The sequence below is a fragment of the Fundidesulfovibrio agrisoli genome (assembly GCF_022808715.1).
Taxonomy (GTDB): domain Bacteria; phylum Desulfobacterota; class Desulfovibrionia; order Desulfovibrionales; family Desulfovibrionaceae; genus Fundidesulfovibrio; species Fundidesulfovibrio agrisoli.
Genome location: NZ_JAKZKX010000001.1, coordinates 81,201 through 99,647, shown reverse-complemented (window position 1 = coordinate 99,647; position 18,447 = coordinate 81,201). Strand labels below are relative to the sequence as shown.

General features: G+C 65.4%; 17 protein-coding genes and 1 tRNA gene. 5 read left to right on the top strand and 13 right to left on the bottom strand.

The genetic code is table 11. The features are described from left to right. The 5 genes from MLE27_RS00430 to MLE27_RS00410 form a co-directional block, all read right to left on the bottom strand. Complete coding sequence (locus MLE27_RS00430) at positions 1-2,103, bottom strand: chemotaxis protein CheA (RefSeq protein ID WP_243309883.1); 2,103 nt, start codon at positions 2,101-2,103, stop codon at positions 1-3. A 13-nt stretch (positions 2,104-2,116) separates the two neighbouring features. Continuing rightward, a complete protein-coding gene (locus tag MLE27_RS00425) occupies positions 2,117-2,476 on the bottom strand; it encodes a response regulator (protein ID WP_243309882.1) in 360 nt (119 codons plus the stop codon). Next, on the bottom strand, positions 2,473-2,808 hold the full coding sequence (locus tag MLE27_RS00420; RefSeq protein ID WP_243309881.1) for an STAS domain-containing protein: 336 nt from the start codon (positions 2,806-2,808) through the stop codon (positions 2,473-2,475). The genes MLE27_RS00425 and MLE27_RS00420 overlap by 4 nt, the downstream gene beginning before the upstream one ends. A 15-nt stretch (positions 2,809-2,823) precedes the next feature. Continuing rightward, positions 2,824-4,614, bottom strand: coding sequence for a hypothetical protein (locus MLE27_RS00415; protein WP_243309880.1), 1,791 nt, complete (start codon positions 4,612-4,614; stop codon positions 2,824-2,826). A gap of 167 nt (positions 4,615-4,781) precedes the next feature. Further along, positions 4,782-5,414 carry a DedA family protein gene (locus MLE27_RS00410; RefSeq protein WP_243309879.1) on the bottom strand — a complete coding sequence of 211 codons (633 nt, stop codon included), beginning with the start codon at positions 5,412-5,414 and terminating at the stop codon, positions 4,782-4,784. A 600-nt stretch (positions 5,415-6,014) separates the two neighbouring features. Here MLE27_RS00410 and MLE27_RS00405 point away from each other — a divergent pair. From MLE27_RS00405 to MLE27_RS17875, 3 genes are all read left to right on the top strand, one after another. Next, positions 6,015-8,144 carry a methyl-accepting chemotaxis protein gene (locus MLE27_RS00405; protein ID WP_341482481.1) on the top strand — a complete coding sequence of 710 codons (2,130 nt, stop codon included), beginning with the start codon at positions 6,015-6,017 and terminating at the stop codon, positions 8,142-8,144. Positions 8,145-8,292: 148 nt separating this feature from the next. Then, entirely contained in the window at positions 8,293-8,547 is a 255-nt protein-coding gene (locus tag MLE27_RS00400; RefSeq protein WP_243309877.1) for a hypothetical protein, read from the top strand. 70 nt (positions 8,548-8,617) lie between these two features. Further along, positions 8,618-8,743: a hypothetical protein gene (locus MLE27_RS17875; RefSeq protein ID WP_279355606.1), complete on the top strand. Its 126-nt coding sequence runs from the start codon at positions 8,618-8,620 to the stop codon at positions 8,741-8,743. 103 nt (positions 8,744-8,846) lie between these two features. Here MLE27_RS17875 and MLE27_RS00395 read toward each other — a convergent pair whose 3' ends face one another. Beyond that, positions 8,847-9,845: an aldo/keto reductase gene (locus tag MLE27_RS00395; RefSeq protein WP_243309876.1), complete on the bottom strand. Its 999-nt coding sequence runs from the start codon at positions 9,843-9,845 to the stop codon at positions 8,847-8,849. A gap of 102 nt (positions 9,846-9,947) precedes the next feature. Further along, on the bottom strand, positions 9,948-11,402 hold the full coding sequence (gene cls / locus MLE27_RS00390; protein ID WP_243309875.1) for a cardiolipin synthase: 1,455 nt from the start codon (positions 11,400-11,402) through the stop codon (positions 9,948-9,950). A 156-nt stretch (positions 11,403-11,558) separates the two neighbouring features. Here cls and MLE27_RS00385 point away from each other — a divergent pair, with 156 nt between their 5' ends. Then, entirely contained in the window at positions 11,559-11,792 is a 234-nt protein-coding gene (locus MLE27_RS00385; protein WP_243309874.1) for a hypothetical protein, read from the top strand. A gap of 187 nt (positions 11,793-11,979) precedes the next feature. Continuing rightward, the gene (locus MLE27_RS00380) at positions 11,980-13,128 is read left to right on the top strand and encodes a GGDEF domain-containing protein (protein WP_243309873.1); all 1,149 of its coding nucleotides are present in this window, start codon (positions 11,980-11,982) and stop codon (positions 13,126-13,128) included. 86 nt (positions 13,129-13,214) lie between these two features. Here the strand turns inward: MLE27_RS00380 and MLE27_RS00375 are convergent. The 6 genes from MLE27_RS00375 to MLE27_RS00350 form a co-directional block, all read right to left on the bottom strand. After that, a tRNA-Leu gene (locus MLE27_RS00375) sits at positions 13,215-13,297 on the bottom strand. 116 nt (positions 13,298-13,413) lie between these two features. Continuing rightward, complete coding sequence (gene thiD / locus MLE27_RS00370) at positions 13,414-14,220, bottom strand: bifunctional hydroxymethylpyrimidine kinase/phosphomethylpyrimidine kinase (RefSeq protein ID WP_243309872.1); 807 nt, start codon at positions 14,218-14,220, stop codon at positions 13,414-13,416. Then, positions 14,217-15,269: a lysylphosphatidylglycerol synthase transmembrane domain-containing protein gene (locus tag MLE27_RS00365; RefSeq protein WP_243309871.1), complete on the bottom strand. Its 1,053-nt coding sequence runs from the start codon at positions 15,267-15,269 to the stop codon at positions 14,217-14,219. Before MLE27_RS00365 ends, thiD begins: the two co-directional genes overlap by 4 nt. A 23-nt stretch (positions 15,270-15,292) precedes the next feature. Further along, entirely contained in the window at positions 15,293-17,509 is a 2,217-nt protein-coding gene (gene recD2, locus MLE27_RS00360) for an SF1B family DNA helicase RecD2 (RefSeq protein ID WP_243309870.1), read from the bottom strand. Beyond that, positions 17,509-18,117 carry a recombination mediator RecR gene (gene recR, locus MLE27_RS00355; RefSeq protein WP_243309869.1) on the bottom strand — a complete coding sequence of 203 codons (609 nt, stop codon included), beginning with the start codon at positions 18,115-18,117 and terminating at the stop codon, positions 17,509-17,511. Before recR ends, recD2 begins: the two co-directional genes overlap by 1 nt. 3 nt (positions 18,118-18,120) lie before the next feature. Next, complete coding sequence (locus tag MLE27_RS00350; RefSeq protein WP_243309868.1) at positions 18,121-18,432, bottom strand: YbaB/EbfC family nucleoid-associated protein; 312 nt, start codon at positions 18,430-18,432, stop codon at positions 18,121-18,123. Positions 18,433-18,447: the final 15 nt, after the last annotated feature.

The window sequence follows — 18,447 nt, the reverse complement described above, 5'->3', positions numbered from 1 at the left end:
CTAGCGCTCCGACTCCCGGCCGGCCTGTTCCAGGGCCATGTCCACGATGCGCTTGACGTCGAGTATCAGGGACATGCTGCCGTCGCCCTGGATGGTCGCGCCCGAGAAGCCGTCGAGCTTGCGGAACACGGGGCCCAGGCTCTTGATGACCGTCTGGTGCTCGCCCACTACATTGTCCACCACGAGGCCCACCCGCTGGCCGTTCATGCCCAGGATGACCACCTGCTCGATGGACGGGACCGGCCCGGGGAAGCTGAACCACTCCCGCAGGGAGATGTAGGGCACCACCTGGCCGCGCAGGTTCACGATGCGCTTGCGGGTGCAGACCTCCAGGTCCTGCTTGTCCAGCTCCACGCACTCCTCCACGAGCTCCAGGGGCAGCACGTAGCCCTGGTCGCCCACGCGCACCTGGAGGCCCTCGATGATGGCCAGGGTCAGCGGCAGCCGCACGGTCACGCGCGAACCCCGCCCCAGTTCGCTGGAGAGCGCGATGCTCCCCCGCAGGGACTCCACCACGCCCTTGACCACGTCCATGCCCACCCCGCGCCCGGAGACGTTGGATACGGCCTCGGCCGTGGAGAAGCCGGGCAGGAAGATGAGTTCCAACGTCTTCTGCGGGCTCAGCTCCGTGTGCTCGGTGATGAGGCCGCGCTCCAGGGCTTTGGCCCGCACCCTGGCGGGGTCGATGCCCTTGCCGTCGTCGATGACCTCGATGACCACGTCGCCCCCGGAATGCTCCGCCTGGAGGCGGATGGTCCCCTTCCTGGGCTTGCCCGCGGCTTCCCGCTCCGCAGGGAGCTCGATGCCGTGGTCGATGCTGTTGCGCAGCAGGTGGATCAGGGCGTCGGCCAGCCTGTCCAGCACGGTTTTGTCCAGCTCGGTGTCCTCGCCGGTGGTCACGAGGTCGATTTCCTTGCCCAGGGAGGCGCAGAGATCGCGCACGAGGCGGCGGTAGGTGCTGAAGGTGGAGCCGATGGGAAGCATGCGGATGGAGAGCGTGGAGTCCCGGATGTCGTCGCTCAGGCGCTCCAGCTCCTCCGCCAGGTTCACCACGGCCTCGTTGCCCAGCAGCGCGGCGGCCTGCTTGATCTGGGCCTGCACGATCACCAGCTCGCCAACCAGGTCCTGCAGGCGGTCCAGCTTGTCGGCGGAGACGCGCAGGCTGGAGGCCGCCTCGGGTGCGGACTTCCTGGAGTCCTGCCGGTCGCGGGCGATGGACTGCTCGGCCAGCGCGGCCTCGACGCTCTTGGCGGCCACCACGCCGGACTCCGCAAGGATGGAGCCGAGCCTGCGCTGCCCGGCGACCGCGCGCTCGATCTGGTCGGCACTGATGTCGCCGCGCTCCACGAGGATTTCGCCCAGCATGGGCACCTTGTCGTCGCAGGTGGCCTCCATCGGGGTCACGCTCAGGTCGCACTCGTCCTCCACGAACATGAACACGTCGCGGACGGCGGACTCTGTTGAGGAGGTGGCCAGCAGGATGTCCCACCAGATGTGGCAGCTTTGCGGGTCGAGTTCGCGCAGGGGGGGCACGTCCTCGAAGTGGGCGAACACCCTGGCGGGACCGAGGGACTTGATGTCCTCCAGAAAGTACTCGGGGTTGTTTCCCGTGGAATAGATGCCGGGGCGCGGCTTGAAGCGTATCCTGAACATCCTCTCGCGGTCCGCCTCCTGGGCCGGGACGGCGCCCGCCTGCGCCCCGGGAGCCTCCGCATGGTCGCCGCCTCCTCCGGCCAGGGCCCGGAACCCCTCCAGGATGGCGGTCCCTGAGGCCAGGTAGCCGGAGATGTCGCCCCCGTCGTTCTCGAAGAGCAGGCGGACATGGTCCTTGGCCTGGAAGGTGAGGTCGAGCAATGGCTTGGTGACCGGCAGCAGGCCGTCGCGGACCTTGTCGAAGACGGTCTCGATCTCGTGGGTGAACTGGGCGATGTCGTCGAAGCCGAACATGGCCCCGGACCCCTTGAGGGTGTGCATGGCCCGGAAGATCCTGTTCACAAGCCCGGAGTCCTGCGGGGCGTCTTCGAGCTCCAGCAGGGCCGTCTCCAGTTCGGCCAGCAGATCGGCCGCCTCATCGCGGAAGGCTTGGCGGTGGATATCTTCCATGTTGGTGCCTTTGCTAGCGCAGCACCTTCTGCACCACGCTCAACAGTTGTTCCGGCTTGAAGGGTTTGACGATCCAGCCGGTGGCGCCGGCGTCCTTGCCTTCCTGTTTTCTCCCGGCCTGGGATTCGGTGGTGAGCATGATGATGGGGATGAACTTGCAGGCGGGCATGGCGCGCAGGGCCTTGATGAGCGAGATGCCGTCCATGTTGGGCATGTTCAGGTCGGTGATGACCATGTCCACCTTGGCGCCGATCTTGGAGAGCGCGTCCTTGCCGTCCGAAGCCTCGATCACGGAATATCCTGCGTTCTTGAGGGTAAACGCCACCATCTGGCGTACGCTCGCGGAATCGTCAACGGTCATGATGGTTTTCATCGTGTTTCCTCTGGCGCGAAGGCCTGGTCGAAGTCCTGCTGGGTGATGCCCATCTCCGCGGCCGCCCCGCTGCACGCGGGGTGCAGACCGCCTCTGCGGGCTACTGCCTTGCCATCCAGTCGGGCTTGCGCCGCGAGCCCGAAGAGCAATTGGAAAAATGTCAGGTTGGCCGCGTCAACCTGGGAAATGTCCAGTACAAGCACGCCGGTGCTGGCGTCCAGGGCGCCGGAGAGGGCCTGCTTCAGCTCCTCCGAATCAGCCAGGCCGAAGCCCCCGGAGAGCTCCAGCGCCACACGCCCATCGGCGTCCAGATGTTGCCGCGTCGATCCCATGTGTTCCCGCCAGGGTCAGAAAAGTTCCACGTTGTCGCCCAGGCCGTCGTCGTCCCCGGAAGCGGTGGTGGTGACGGAGCCGCTGAGGCCGAGGGCCTGCTCGTGCACCAGGCGCTCCTCGTCCATGGTGTAGCGCTGCAGCATCTGCATGAGCGTCGGCGCCCGGGAGGCCCTGTGACCGGGCGGGAGCGCCGCACCGAGTTCGTCCACGAGCTCCTGGAGCCTCGTTTCGGCGGCGGTGACCGCGTCGATGAGGTCCCAGCGGAAGTCAAGGGAGGCCACTGCGGCCGCGATGTCTCCAGAAAGCTCCTCCGCCGCGGACTGCACCATGGCCGCCTGCGTGGCGGCCTCGTGGTCCAGGGCCTTGATGCTGGCCACTTCGGCGTCCAAGCCGCTCACCACCGCCTCCAACCGCGCGCCCTGGTCCCCCTGGGCGTTGGCGCTGAAGGTGGCGGCGTCCACCGAGCCGAGAAGCTCCAGAATGCGTGCCGTCTGCCCTCTGGCGTCAACGGAGAGCTTCTGGATGGCCGAAGCCAGTACGCCGAGGGCCTTGCCCTCGTCGCCGGTGTGGGCGGCCTTGATGCTGGCGTTGATGGCGATGAGCTCGATCTCGGAGCCCACCTCCTCGATTTCGCCCACAATGGAGGACATGCCGGCGATGGATTCCGCCACCTGGGCCATGATGGAGCCCATGCCGGTTTCAAGCTGGGAGTATTCGCGCAATGATGCGGCGATCTGCCCCACACCGGCCTCGATCTGGGCGAGAACGCCCTCCTGGCCCGCTTCCTTGGCGGCAAGCGAAGCCGCGCCCGAGGCCATCTCGCGCACCTGGCTGCCTATGGAGGCCAGGCTGTCCTCCAGGGTCTGCATGGCCTTCGCGAAGCGGGTCCTGGCGTTGCCGAGTTGCGAGCGCTGCAGGTCCGCTATGCTGTGGAGCCAGTCGCAGACTTCCTCCCAGTCGGCCGCCTCGGCCGCGAGGCCCTCGCCGGGCCCGCTGCGGGCGATGTCGCGCGCCTCTTCGGCGGCCTCGGCCACATGTTCGAGCTGCTGGCGGATGATGTCGTGGAATTGCATGGAGAGCACGGCTTCCGAAATGCTGCTCACCACGCTGCGGGAGAGGGAGGATACCGAATCGGCCGCCTCGCGCGAGGCGCGGGTGAGGCCTTCGAGGGCGCTCAGGTCCGCTTCGAGCAGGCTGAGGGCGGAGATGGAGCATCCCTTGCGGGCCTCGTCCATCTGCTTCAGGCTGATCGAGGCGCTCCGGCATTGGTTGCTGAGTTCATTGGCGCTGACGAGGATCTTCCCGGAGGACTCGCCGATCTTGCCCGCCAGCTTCTCAACATCGTCGGCCAGGGTGGCGAAACCGGCGCCCTGGTCGCCCAGGCGGGCGCTTTCGATGCGGGTGGAAACGCCGAGCATGCTTAAATGCTTCACGAGCCTGGCGAAATCATTCATTATTTCACCAAGCTTCGCGCCCATGGAGCCCACCCTGCCAAGCTCGGCGAGCTGCCGGTCGGTGGCTGCGACGTCGCAGATGCCTCCAAGGCGTTCGAGGTTGGCGGCGAGTTTGGCGGAAGCCTCTGCGACGGCCTCGCCCGAGGTCAGCTCCGTGAGGCCGGCCGCCAGCGCCGACGTCTGCGAGGAGCGGGAACTGAACCCCTCGAGCTGGGCCCCCAGGCGCAGGAAGTCTTTCTCGGTCCCGTGGAAGGAATTCAGGAACCCGAGGCCAAGACCTTCAAGGCCTCCAGCGCAGAGTTGGGCGGCCTGCAGAAGGTTGTCGCCTTCAGACTGGGGTATAGCAGCCATATCACTCCATGCTTGCGATAATATGCTGGTTCAGCCGATACCGGCTACTTCATGGCATGGCATATGGTCACGAAGGGCCAATCTCGCCGAAGAGTGAAAAAAAGGCAAGCCGACACCCATAGTTAACAGCACATTCGGATATGCCCGGTCAGCAGGGGGACGGGGGACTATTTGTTCTGCTCTGGCGTGGATTCAGCGGCCGGGGCCGCGCACTCCCCTTCCGGGGCGGCTTCCTGCCGCTGGCGGACCCGCTTGCGGTGCCGGAGGTACCATACGACTGCACCAACTACGATCGCCACGATGAGGATAATCATCTCTATATGGTGGATGTCCTTGAGGACGTTAGCCACCATGGTGCCGAAGAAATATCCGGCGTAGGCAAAGCAGACCGCCCAGATGCCCGCACCTACGGCGTTGAGGACGAAGAACTTGAACCCCGAGATGTCGGTGGTGCCGAGGATGAACGGAGTCAGGTTGCGCAGACCGTAAAAGAACCGGAACGAGAGGATCAGCGCCTCGTGGAAGCGCTCCAGCATGGCGTGAACGCGTTCCACCTGGCACTTCCACTTGGGGCGGTTCTCCACGAACTTCTTGCCCTTGAACCGGCCCACATAGAAGGCGGCCTGGTCGCCGCAGAGGCTGCCGAGGAATGCCCACAGAATGCACAACGAAATGTCGAGCTGACCGCTGTGCGCCAGAAAACCGGCCACAAGGAGGATGGTCTCCCCTTCGAGGAAGGTGCCGACAAAAAGAGCGAGATAACCGTAACTGCTTATAAGGCCTTCAAGAGTTTCCAACATGTTTGGCGCAACCTGCTTGAATTGGGTTCTGAAGAGGCTAGGCCGAGCGCGTCCGCCGCGGCGTTGCCCGAATGCCTCAGGCGTGGAATGATTATGCGGCCCTCCCCTTTCTGTCCATCCATATCTCCGCCCGGACCCCGCGAGGGTCACAGGCCCTTGTCATAATCTGCGGAGGCGGCTCATTCGCGCGTCACCGGCAACCACCTCACACAATCGCCACCCGATCGCCACGATTTCCATTTATTTCGGCCCAAAACACACCGTTCCGCCACATTCCCGGGCACCTCAGGCAGCACACTCATCCCACACTTGTGATCCATGCACATGAAAACAGTACCACACAAGATCGCACATGCATTTACACACGCGAGTGACCATCACAATACATCATCAACACGCAACTGATTCACCAATGGCGTCTGTCACGCTGACAAAACAGAACGCTGCGTCCAACAATCTTGATGTTGCGACTTTGCTTATTTGCAACTACAATAAAATTATCAGGATCCAATCTCGATATCCGATGCGGATTCGTTTGCGGGAGCAATGCACGAGGCAGCTTTGTTGGCAGCGACACCTCAAGCCGGGAGGGCATGAACGATGTCGAAATTCAGGACCGTTTCAATTTTCTGGCGGCTGAGCACTTTCATAGCCCTTGGCATTCTCGCCCTTTCGGCATCAATCTACATATCAGCGAAATATCTCATCAACAAAACACTCACGGAGAAGGCCTATTCCGACCTTTCCGGCGATGTGAACACCATCGATGCGTTCTTGAAGGACAAAGGCCAATATTGCCTCGCAGTAGCGGAGATGGTCCAGCAACTCAGGCGCGTTCAAGGCTCCTACGCTACGAACCCCATCGACAAGGATGCGCTGCAAACGGTGGCCGACGAGGTGTACGAGCAGTTCAAGCTCGGCGCCGTCACCTTCACAGACGACAAGGGCATCGTGCTGGCAAGAGGCAAAAAGCCCGGCCAGAACGGCGACAGCAATTTCAACCTCTTCGGAATGCAGAAGGTGTTCACCACGCGCAAGCCGTTCATCGGGTTCGATACGGCCCGCGCCATCCCGTTCCTCTTTGTCTGCCGTTTCCCCATCACCGACAAGGACGGCAAGCTCGTCGGCGTGTTCACCGCCGGGTACGACCTGGGCACGGAGACGTTCATCGACGCCATGAAGGCCGTCACCGGCGGGGCGGACATCACTCTGATGGTTAAGAACGAAGCGGGCGAGTTCATCCGCCACCAGAGCACCCTGAAAGACAAGGCCGGCAAGCGCGATACAGGCACCAGGCTCGACAACGCCGAGGTGCTCCAGAACGTCGTTGCCAAGGCCAAGCCGTTCACCACGACCTTGATGATCCATGGCCAGGAATACTACTCCACGTACAAGCCCCTGATGAAGGATTCCGAGGTCTTCGGCCTGATGGCCGTGCTCAACAGCACGGACGAGAACTACACCGCGCAGGGCCACATCGCCACCCCGCTGCTGTTCATCGTGCTTGGCTTGGGGGTCGTCATCATCGCCGGGACCATGATTATGATCCGCAGGATCACCAAGCCGCTGGTGAGCATCGCCGACACCTCCGGCCGGGTGGCCCAGGGGGACTTCGAGGCCCAGTTCCCGCCGGAGAGGACATTCTTCGGCGAGCTCCTGACCCTGTACGGTTCCCTGAAGACAATGCTCGACTTCCTGAAGGCCAAGATCGCCGAAGCCAACCAGCAGTCCGAGGCGGCCGCCCGCGAGGCCGAGATAGCCCGCAAGGCCACGCTCGAGGCCGAGAAGGCCACCCAAAGGGCTGAGCTGGCCATGGTTGAGGGCATGCGCCAGGCGGCGGGCAAGCTGGAGGGCATCGTGGATGTGGTTTCCTCCGCCTCGGAGGAGCTCTCCGCCCAGATCGAGCAGTCCAGCCGGGGCAGCGAGCTCCAGGCATCCCGCGTATCCGAGACGGCCACCGCCATGGAGGAGATGAACGCCACCGTGCTGGAGGTGGCCAGGAACGCCTCCCGCACGGCCCAGACCGCCGACCAGGCCAGGGCCAAGGCCCAGCAGGGCGCGGAGATCGTGGGCAAGGTGGTGGACGGCATCGGCGGCGTGCAGGCCCACGCCCAGGAACTCAAGACCGACATGGACTCCCTGGGCAGACTCGCCGCGGGGATCGGGCAGATTCTCAACGTGATCTCCGACATTGCGGACCAGACCAACCTGCTGGCCCTCAACGCCGCCATCGAGGCGGCCCGCGCCGGCGACGCCGGGCGCGGCTTCGCCGTGGTTGCCGACGAGGTGCGCAAGCTGGCCGAAAAGACCCAGACCGCCACCAAGGAAGTGGGCGACGCCATCCGGGACATCCAGTCCGGCACGCAGAAGAACATCGGCAACGTGGACAGGACCGTGCAGACCATCGAGATGACCACCACCCTGGCCACCCGGTCCGGCGAGACCCTGGGCGAGATCGTCACGCTCATCGACGCCGCAACAGACCAGGTCCGCTCCATCGCCACGGCCTCGGAGCAGCAGTCCTCGGCCAGCGAGGAGATCAACCACTCCATCGACGAGATCAACTCCATCTCCGCCCAGACCGCCGAGGCCATGACCCAGGCGGCCCAGGCCGTCTCCGAGATGGCCCACCAGGCCCAGGTGCTGCGGGGGATCATCCAGGACATGCAGAGCGAAGGCGGGGGCGGGGCGCAGGCCCTGGCCCCGGGCGGGAAGGCGCTCCCGCGCTAGATCCGGCCACTGAAAGGCCGGGCCTGTTCCGGCATGAAGCGCGGCCGTTTCCGTGCAATGCGCGCGATTACGGAAACGGCCCCGGCCGACGGGGTTCGCCCGGGGCCGGACGAAGACGGCCCTGACTGAGACTGACCGGGAGGATGCCATGAGGATGCCCGCCAAGGACGCCGCGCCAGGCGTAGCGGATAAGGCCGCGAAGATGGCCGAAGCCAGGGAGATGTGCCTCACCCGCCTGCGCGCCCTGCCCCGCGACAGGCGCGAGGCCGTGGCCGACGCCATCCTTGCGCTTGCCGACCCCGAATGGTGGGACTCCCGGCGCAGGGGCGCGGACGTGCTCCTGCTCATCCTGGAAACGCACAAGGCCAAGGTGCTCAAGATCATGCAGGGGGAGGCGCGCTGACGAGGCGCTCCCCCTCGTTCACTCCTCCCCCCTGGTGTAACCGGCGGCCCCGGAGGCACGTCTCGTGTTCATGAGCAACATCGCAGCCGAACACGAGGGACCAGCCATGGAACGCGCATTCGCCGTAACGATGGATGTCCTGTACTATGTTTTCATTTTTGGCCTTCTGAGCATGATCCTGCTCGAAAACCTCTAGCCCGGCCCGCCCTGCGTCAGCCGGGGCTAGCCGGCGGGGCTCATCCGGCCGCCGGTGACGGAGCTCCCGCCCCGCATCCGCCGGGGAAGGCCTCCTCCCGTGCCTATCGATTAGCCGCCCGGTAGCGCGGGTCCAGCACCTCCTCCAGCCTGTCCGTGGCCGTGGGCGGCGCGGGGGACAGGGCGGAGACCTGGGCCAGCACCTCCGGCCCAACGTCCAGATCCGCGGCGGCCAGGGAATCCTCCAACTGGGCCAGGCTCCTGGCGCCCAGGATCGGCGCGGTGACCGCCGGGTGGGACTGCACCCACTTCACGGCCAGGGTCACGGGGTTCACGCCGATCGAACGCGCATAGGCCACGAACCGCTCGGCCACATCGTAGTAGGCCGGGTCGCTGTAGCGCTTGCCGTACATTTCCTTCTCCACCAGGCGGCCCGCATCGGGCTTGTACTCCCGGGAGTACTTGCCCGTGAGCAGGCCCGCGCCCAGCGGATTGTAGGGTATCACGCCCAGCCCCTCCGACTCCGCCATGGGCAGTATCTCCACCTCGGCCTGACGCTTCACCAGGTTGTACATGGGCTCGATGCACTCGAACCGGGCCAGCCCGCGCGCGGCGGAGATGCCCAGGCCCTTGGCCGTCTGCCAGGCGGACCAGTTGCTGGCCCCGACATAGAGCACCTTGCCCTGGCGCACCAGGTCGTCCAGGGCGCGGATGCTCTCCTCCATGGGGGTGTTGGGGTCGAAGTGGTGGATGAAGTAGAGGTCGATGCGGTCCGTGCGCAGACGCCGCAGGCTCTTCTCCACTTCGAGCATGATGTTGCGGCGCGAGGAGCCGAAATCGTTGACGCCCTTGCCGGTGCGCTGGGTCACCTTGGTGGTGACGACCAGCTCGTCCCGGCAGGAGGCCATGAGCCCGCCCAGGATGGTCTCGGCCCGGCCGTCTCCGTAGACGTTGGCGCAGTCGAAGAAGTTCACGCCCGCGTCCCGGCATTTGGCGAACATGCGCGCCGATTCGGCCTCGTCGGCCTCGTTGCCGAAGGTCATGGTGCCGAAGCACAGCTCGGAGACCTTCACCCCGGTGCGCCCCAGAAGTTTGTATTTCATGCGCTCATCTCTCCTTCGCGGGCGGGGTCGGCCTCTGCGTTCCGCACTTCTTCGGACGTGAATTTGCGGTGAGGGGTCACAGGAAAATTGGCGGGCGCCCGCTCACAGCACTGGGCCGAGCATGGCGATGGTGTTGCCCCAGAGCCGCTGCGCCGTGGACCACTGCTCCACCTGGGCGGCGGTGACCTGGTGCGAGCGCCCGAGATAGGCCTGCTGGCAGCGGCGCACCTCGGACGTCAGGGACGGGTCGTGGAAGAGGACGTTGTTCTCGAAATTGAGCTCGAAGCTGCGCCTGTCCATGTTGGCGGAGCCGATGAGGGTGATCTCGCCGTCAAGGGTCAGGGTCTTGGCGTGCAGGAGCCCCCCCTCGTACTCGTAGATCCGCACCCCGGCCTCCAGCAGCTCGGGGTAGTAGCTGCGGCTGGCCGCCCCCACAACCCAGGAGTCGTTTCGCGCGGGGAACACAACCGTGGTGGCCACGCCACGGCGGGCGCAGGCGCACAGCGCGGCCTGCATGGCCTCGTCCGGCACGTAGTACGGCGTGGTGATGAACAGCTCGCGCCGCGCCGCGAACATCAGGTTCGCGAAAACCTCGGGCATGGCGGACTGCCGCATGGTGGGCCCGGTGCCTATCACCTGGGCGGTGACTCCGGGCTGGCCGGGCGGCAGGGGCTGCCTGAGCAGCGGGGTGATGTCCTCGTCCACCATGCTCATCCAGTCCCCGGCGAAGAGGCTCTGGTTCTGCCGGGCAACCGGGCCTTCAAAGCGCATGAGCACGTCCACCCAGGGCGCGAACCGGGCCTTGATCCTGAATTCGGGGTCCGCGCAGTTCTGGCTGCCGCAGTAGGTGACGAAGTTGTCGATCACCACGATCTTGCGGTGGTTGCGCAGGTCGATGCGCCCGCGTAGCATGCGCAGCAGGGGGTTGCCGATGGGCAGGGCCGTGGCCGTGCGGACGCCGGCCTCCCGCATGGCCCGCCAATGCTTGGAGCGTATCATCTTGCGCGAGCCCAGGGCGTCCGCCATGACCCGGCAGGTCACCCCGCGCCGGGCCGCCCGCATCAGGGCCTCGGCCACCTTGAGGCCGTTGTTGTCCCGCAGCCAGATGTAGAACACCAGATGCACATGGTCCTTCGCGGCGTCGATGTCCGCCACGACGGAGTCGATGCTGGCGTTGGAGTCGGTGAACAGCCAGCCCTGGTTGCCGCCCACCGGCGGGAAGCCGTTCACGGAGTGGCCCATCTGGAACAGGTGCGGGTAGCGGGTGTCCGCGCCGGGCTTGTAGCAGGGCTCCGCCGCGCCGGGGGTGCCCTTCAGATCCGGCTGCTTCTCCCGGGCCTTGAGGGCCTTCTCCACCCTGGCGTTGCCGATGTTGGTCTCGCCGAGTAGCAGGTAGGCCAGGATGCCCACAACGGGCAGGGCCACCATCACCACCACCCAGGCCACGCGGGACGCAGGCTCCCTGTGCGGGCGCAGAATGGCCCGGCCCATGAAGACCAGATGCACGGCCCAAAGCAGCCCCGTGCCCAGCGCGAAGAGCAGACTTTCACCAGCCATTGCGAACAGTTGTTACAGACACGAGTGCACTTCCGTCAACGGCAGAATCGGCCAGCGGCGCAGTGGCCGCCCGGCCGGTTCTTCGGATTGACTTCCGGGGCCGATGATGGCTCATACTGGTTGCGGTCCCCCAACCCTGCAGACAGGAGAATCGACATGACCACGTGGATCTGGGTCGCCCGCTGGCTCAAGAGCGCGGGCAAAGAGGCCGAGGTGAGGCAGGCGGCAGCGGCCATCCGCAAACACTGGGAGGAGGTCGCCCTGGACCAGGGGCTCGACCCCGCCAAGAACGTCACCACTGCCGAGGGAGAGAAGGAGATCCGTGTCGGCATCTCCGAGGAGTTCGACGAGGAGATGCGCGAAGGCCCCGGGGAATGGCGCTTCTATTAGGCGAACTCCACGAGCATTTCCGTCAGGCCGCCCCGGGGAAACCCGGGGCGTCTGTTTTCAGCCGCCCCATGAGACCTCCCCGTGCCGGGCCGAATATGCCGCCCTCGACTACAAGCCCCCCGGGGTATATATCAACCGAAGGCCCAGACAGCCTTCGTGTCAGGCTGTCCGGCCGGGGCGCGACTCCATGGACACTGTTGACCTGAAAACATCGCCCGCTGCGCAAGAGCAGGTTAAGCGATCAATTCTCGATGTTGTGGAAAAACAACAGTCTCTCGGAGCTGTTTCCACCGCCTTTCTCTCCATACTCATCACGCTGACCATCTCCAGCGACCATATCCTTCCCACGGCGATAGCATGGACTGTCCTCGTGTTCCTGGCCAGCGCGTATAAGGCTTTTCTATCATGCTACCGCCGCTATGAACGGTTCAAAGCGACATCCCTGCGGACACGCGGCGGGTTGATAGTCACCAGCGCTGCTTCGACCGGCATTTTGTGGAGCATGCCAATGGTGTTCGTCGACTGCGACCACCCTGTGGAACTGGCGACAGTCATACTTATCATAAGCGGCATCATTTCCGGTTCTGTCAATACCTACCTCGGAAACATGGTCTGCATGGCGATCATCGCCACGCTTCCCATCGCCTCCATAATTGCGGCCATGTCCATCAGGATGACACCAATTCCTGTAACGGCGATCATCAGCATCATAACATTCTATGCCTACATCATGTCGGTGAGCGTCAAAACGGCGAGAGGCTCCCGGGAGCTCTTTACGGCGAAATTCGAGAACGCGGAGCTCATCGAGAACCTCGAATCCGCAAAAAAAGACCTGCAGGAGTTGGCCAACCGCGACGACCTCACGGGGCTGCCCAACAGGAGGCTCCTGGCGGAACTCTTCGCCCAGGCTGCGGACGAAGCCGAGCGCAATGACGCCAGGCTGGCCGTCCTGTTCATAGACATGAACGATTTCAAGCAGATCAACGACAGATACGGCCACGAGGTCGGGGACAAGGCCCTTGTGGCGGCCGCGGACATCATGCGGCGGACAGTAAGGGGGGCGGATATAGTGGCCCGCCTGGGTGGGGACGAGTTCGTGGCCGTCATCAGGGACATCGCCACGCCGGATGACGCAGCCCTTGTTTCCGGCAAGCTCTCCAGGGCGCTGGAGTCGCCGGTGGAGATCGAAGGATCTTCCATTAACATCAGCGCGAGCATCGGCGTGTCGCTCTTCCCGGACCATTCCAGGGCGCTCGACACCCTGCTCACGCTCGCGGACGCCGCCATGTACCTTGCGAAAGCCAAGGAAGCCCAAGGCCCCACGCTGCACGAATGACGCGCCCGCCGATGCAGGGCGCAGGCGTGCCCGGCATCTGTGAATTCGTAAAAATAGTAGATGGTTGCAGGACGTTCTTGAGGGGGTGGTGCGAGAGAGGGGACTCGAACCCCTACGGTTGCCCGCCAGATCCTAAATCTGGTGCGTCTACCAATTCCGCCACTCTCGCATGATCGGGCAGGAGGCGCGGCGCCCGCCGTCGAGGACCGGCAAGCGCGCAGTGGTGCAAATATACCGAAACGATTTCGATGCCAACCGGTTGAAGGCCATAGCGCGCTCCGCCGTTCAGCCTCCGAACAGCCCGGCCATGTGGTTGGGGGGCGAGGCCCCCTTGCCCACGGGGAAGCCCGAGGCGAGCGCCCGGTTGAGATATCTCTGCGCGGCCCGCACGGCCTCCTCCAGGGGCAGGCCCTTGCCCAGCCCGGCGGTGATGGCAGCCGAGAGCGTGCAGCCCGTGCCGTGGGTGTGGGGTGTGTCCACGTGCGGCACAGGCAGGGCCAGGGGTTCGCGCCCGGGCAGACCGAGCCAGTCGGTCAACTGCCCCCCGCTCTGCTCCATGTGGCCGCCCTTGATGAGCACCGCCTTCGGCCCCATGGAGAGCAGCTTCGCCATGGCCGCGAACAGTGTCTGTTCGTCCTCGATGGGCATGCCCGCCAGCAGTTCGGCCTCGGGCCGGTTGGGGGTGAGCAGGTCGGCCTGGGGCAGAATGTGGCGCACGATGGCCTCCACGGCGTCCTCGCGCAGCAGCCTGTGCCCGCTCTGGGAAACGCACACCGGGTCCACCACCAGGGGGAAATCGCGGTCCTCGAGGCCCTCTGCCACGGCCCGGGCGATCTCCGCGCTGAAGAGCATCCCGGTCTTGGCGGCGCGGAAGGGGATATCCTCCAGCACGGTGCGCAGCTCAAGGGCCACGAAATCGGCATCCGGGGCGTGGATGCCGGTCACCCCTTGGGTGTTCTGGGCCGTGAGCGCGGTGATGACGCTGGCGCCGTAGCAGCCGTGGGCCATGAAGGTCTTGAGGTCGGCCTGGATGCCGGCCCCGCCGCCGCTGTCCGACCCGGCGATGGTAAGAACGCAGGCGGGGGCGCTCATGCCTGGGCGCTCTCCTCGGCTTCGTCCATGGCTTCTTCGCTATGGCGGATGGACTTGAGCGAGAGGCCGCTCCTGGCCAGCACCAGCAGCCCGGTGAGCGTGGTGGGGATGTACTGCATCATGTGGATGAGGAAGCCGATGGCCAGGGCCAGCTCCTTGTCCACCTTGAACAGGCCCAGCCCGAAGATCACCGCGGCCTCGAACACGCCCACCGCGCCCGGGGAAGACGGCATGGCCATGCCCAGGGCGGACAGGATGAATACGGCCAGGGTCTGGCCCATGGTCAGCTTGAGCCCGGCCACCCACAGCACCGTGAGGAAGGTGGGGATGGCGTAGAGCAGCCAGACCAGCGCCGTGTAGATCATGAGCACGATCAGGTAGCGCAGCGTGACGCCGTGCACCAGCTGCAGCTTGACCTCGATGATGAACTCGCGCAGGCGCTCAACGGGGATGACGGCGATGACGCGGTCCGCCAGGGCGGGCCACTTGCGCACCACGAACAGGCAGGCCCAGATGGAGCCCACGCCCACGGCCAGCGGGAAGAAGGCCATCTTGAGCTTGAAGTGGAAGGCCACCACCAGGCCCATGGCCAGGATGGCGTTCAGGTCGAAGAAGCGCTCCCAGAAGACCATGCTGATGGTCTGGCCCAGGGAGTAGCCGCACTGGCGGCGCAGGTAGAAGCACTTGGCCAGTTCGCCCAGCTTGGCCGGGGCCACGTTGTTCACGGCCATGGACAGCAGGAAGGACTTGAGGCCCACCCAGTTGCCGCAATCGTACCCGGAGAGAAAGTTCATGCGCAGGGCCATGACCGCGTAGCCCAGGAAGGAGAGCAGCGTGGTGACCACGATGGCCGTGGAGTCGAACTGGACGAAGGCCTGGCGGAGCTTGTCGAAATCCTGGAACTGGACGCTTCCGAGCATGGCCAGCCAGTCGCCGTGGGAGGCCGCCAGCTTGAAGGCCTCCGTGTTGATGTCGCACAGGGCGTAGAGCAGGCACACCGCGACGAAGACGAGGCGCAGGACGAAGCTGACGGTTTTCTTTACGATCATCTGCGGGGGCTTTTTACAGCGCGCTAGCGGTTGAAGGTTTCCTGCAGCCGATAGCGCAGGTGCGTGAAGCGCTTGGTGGCGCCAACCGCGCCGAGGCCGATGCCCAGGGCCTTCTTTCCGCCCAGGATCACGGCCAGTTTCCGGGCTCGCGTGAGGGCTGTATAGATGAGGTTGCGCTTGAGCATGACGAAGTGCTGCGTGACGATGGGCACGACCACCACGGGGTATTCGCTGCCCTGGGACTTGTGCACGCTCACGGCGTAGGCCAGGGCGAGCTCGTCCAGGTCGGCGCTCTCGTAGGGCACGATGCGCCCGTCGAAGTCGACGCTGAGTTCGACGGCGTGGGGGTTCACGTCCACGATCCACCCCAGGTCGCCGTTGAAGACGTCCTTTTCATAGTTGTTCTTCGTCTGCAAGACTCTATCGCCCTGGCGGAACCTATTTTTTCCCCGAACCAGCTCCCTGCCGGAGGGGTTGAGGCGCGCCTGGAGCAGTTCGTTCAGCGCCTGGGTGCCCACCTCGCCCTTGTGCATGGGCGAGAGCACCTGGATGTCGCGCCTGGGGTCGAAGCCGTAGGTGCGCGGGATGCGTTCCGCCACCAGGTCCACGATCTTCTCCTGCACCTGCTGCGGGTCGTCGCATTCCACCCAGAAGAAGTCCGCCTGGGGGGGCTTCTTCACGGACTGCACCGGGAACTGGCCCTCGTTCACCCGGTGGGCGTTGACCACGATCATGGATTCCAGCGCCTGCCGGTAGATGTGCGTGAGCCGGGCCTGCTCGATGGAGCCGGAATCGAGCATGTCGCCCAGCACGTTGCCCGGCCCCACGGAGGGAAGCTGGTTCACGTCGCCCACCAGCACCAGGCGGCAGGTCAGCGGCAGGGCGCGCAGCAGGCTCAGGAGCAGCTGCACGTCGAGCATGCTGGCCTCGTCCACCAGCACCACGTCGGCCTTGAGCTTGTGCTCCTCGTTGTGGGCGAAGCCGCCCCCGGGGTTGGAGCCCAGCAGCCGGTGCAGGGTGGAGGCCGGGAAGCCGGTGGCCTCGGTCATGCGCTTGGCCGCGCGGCCCGTGGGCGCGCACAGCCGCACCTTGTAGCCCAGCTTGTCCAGCGCGCGCACGATGGCCTTGGTGATGGTGGTCTTGCCCGTGCCGGGGCCGCCCGTAATAATGAAGGTCTTGTTTGTGCAGGCCTGGGTTACGGCCAGATGCTGCTCGCTGGAGAGGGTGATGCCGCATTCGGCCTCCACAGAGGGCATGATCTTGGCCACCTTGTCCGCGGGCATGGGCGCCGGGTGGGATGATATGGCCCAGAGCCGCTCGGCTATCTCGCGCTCCCAGTTGTAGAAATGGGTCAGGTAGACCGCGTGTTCGATGTCCTGCTGGGGCAGGCGCTCGATGCGCACCTTCTTCTGCAGGTCCAGGTTCTCCAGGGCCTCGGCCAGCAGGTGCAGGCCAACGCCGCCCAGCATGGCGTCCACGCGCTCCAGCAGTTCGTCGCGCGGGTAGAACAGGTGCCCGGCGTCGCCCAGGGTGAAGAGCCCGTAGATGATGGCCGCCTCCAGGCGCTGGGGGCAGTCCGGGGCGAAGCCCAGCTTGAGGGCCATGGCGTCGGCCGTCTTGAAGCCGATGCCGTGGATGTCGTAGGCCAAGCCGTAGGGGTTGTCCTTGAGCTTCTGCACAGCCCCGGAGCCGTAATGCTTGAAGATGCGCTGGGCGAAGGTGGTGGGCACGTCGTGGGTCTGCAGGAAGAGCATCAGGCCGCGCACCTCGCGCTGCTCGTTCCAGCTGGCCGTGATTTTCTCCAGCACCTTGGGGGTGATGCCCTTGACCGCCAGGAGCTTCTCCGGGGCCTCGTCCAGCACGTCGAGCACCCTGTCCCCGAATTCGGCCAGCATCTTGCCCGCCAGCACGGGCCCCACGCCCTTGATCTGCTTTGACTCCAGGTAGCGCTTGATGCCCGTGAGGGAGGCCGGCATGCGCTGCTCGAAGTACTCCACCGCGAACTGGCGGCCGTACTGGGAGTGGGTGGTCCACTGCCCGCGCAGGTAGAGCGTCTCCCCGGGGGAGACCAGCCCCATGGTGCCCACGATGGTCACCACGCCGGGCTCGCCCTTGGCTTGCACCTTGGCCACCAGATAGCTTGTGGACTCGGAGAAGAAGGTGACGGTGTGCACCTCGCAGGTCAGCTCGGCGGGCGGCGTCGGCCGCTCCACCAGGCTCCCCCTGCCCTCGCGCGCCATCAACCGAGCTCCTGGCGGTGGACCATGGACTGGCGCAGGGTCTCCTTGTCCACGTACTTCACCTCGGCCCCCAAGGGTATGCCCTGGGCCAGGCGCGTCAGGCGCACGCCCGGATACTGGCGCTCCAGCAGGTTCTTGATGTAGCTGGCCGTGGCCTCGGCCTCCAGGGTGGTGCCCAGGGCCAGGATGACCTCGCCCACCTGGCCCTCGCTAAGGCGGGCCTGGAGGCGTTCGATCTCCAGGCTGCCCGGCTCCACGCCGTCCAGCGGGGAGATGAGCCCGCCCAGGATCAGGTAGCGGCCCTTGTACAGGCCGGTCTCCTCGAGGGCCAGCAGCGAGTCCCACTCGCTGACCACGCACAGCGACTCCTGGCTGCGGCGCGGGTCCGCGCAGATGGGGCACGGGTCGGATTCGGCCAGCCCCGCGCAGCCCGAGCAGATGTGCAGGCTGTCGCGCAGGTCGTGGATGGAGCGGCCCAGGCCCCGGGTGCGCTCCTCGGGCCACTTGAGCAGGGTCAGCGCGGCCCTCAGGGCGGACTTGGGCCCCAGGCCCGGCAGCTTGGAGAGTTCGCCCACCAGGTCGGCGAGCGGCTTGGGCAGTCCGGCCATGCGCTAGAAGAGCCCCGGGATGTTCAGGCCGCCGGTGATCCCGGCCATCTCGGACTGCTGGAGTTCGCGGGCCTTCTTGAGCGCGTCGTTGACGGCGGCCAGCACCAGATCCTGGAGCATCTCCACGTCGGCGGGGTCCACCACGGCCTTGTCGATGGTCACGGAGATGATCTCCTGGGAGCCGGTGGCCTTCACGGTGACCATGCCGCCCCCGGCGGTGGCTTCGACCTGGCGGTTGGCCAGATCCTGCTGCATCTGCTGCATCTTGCGCTGCATCATCTGCGCCTGGCGCAGCATATCTCCCATGCCTTTCATATCTTCCTCCGGGAA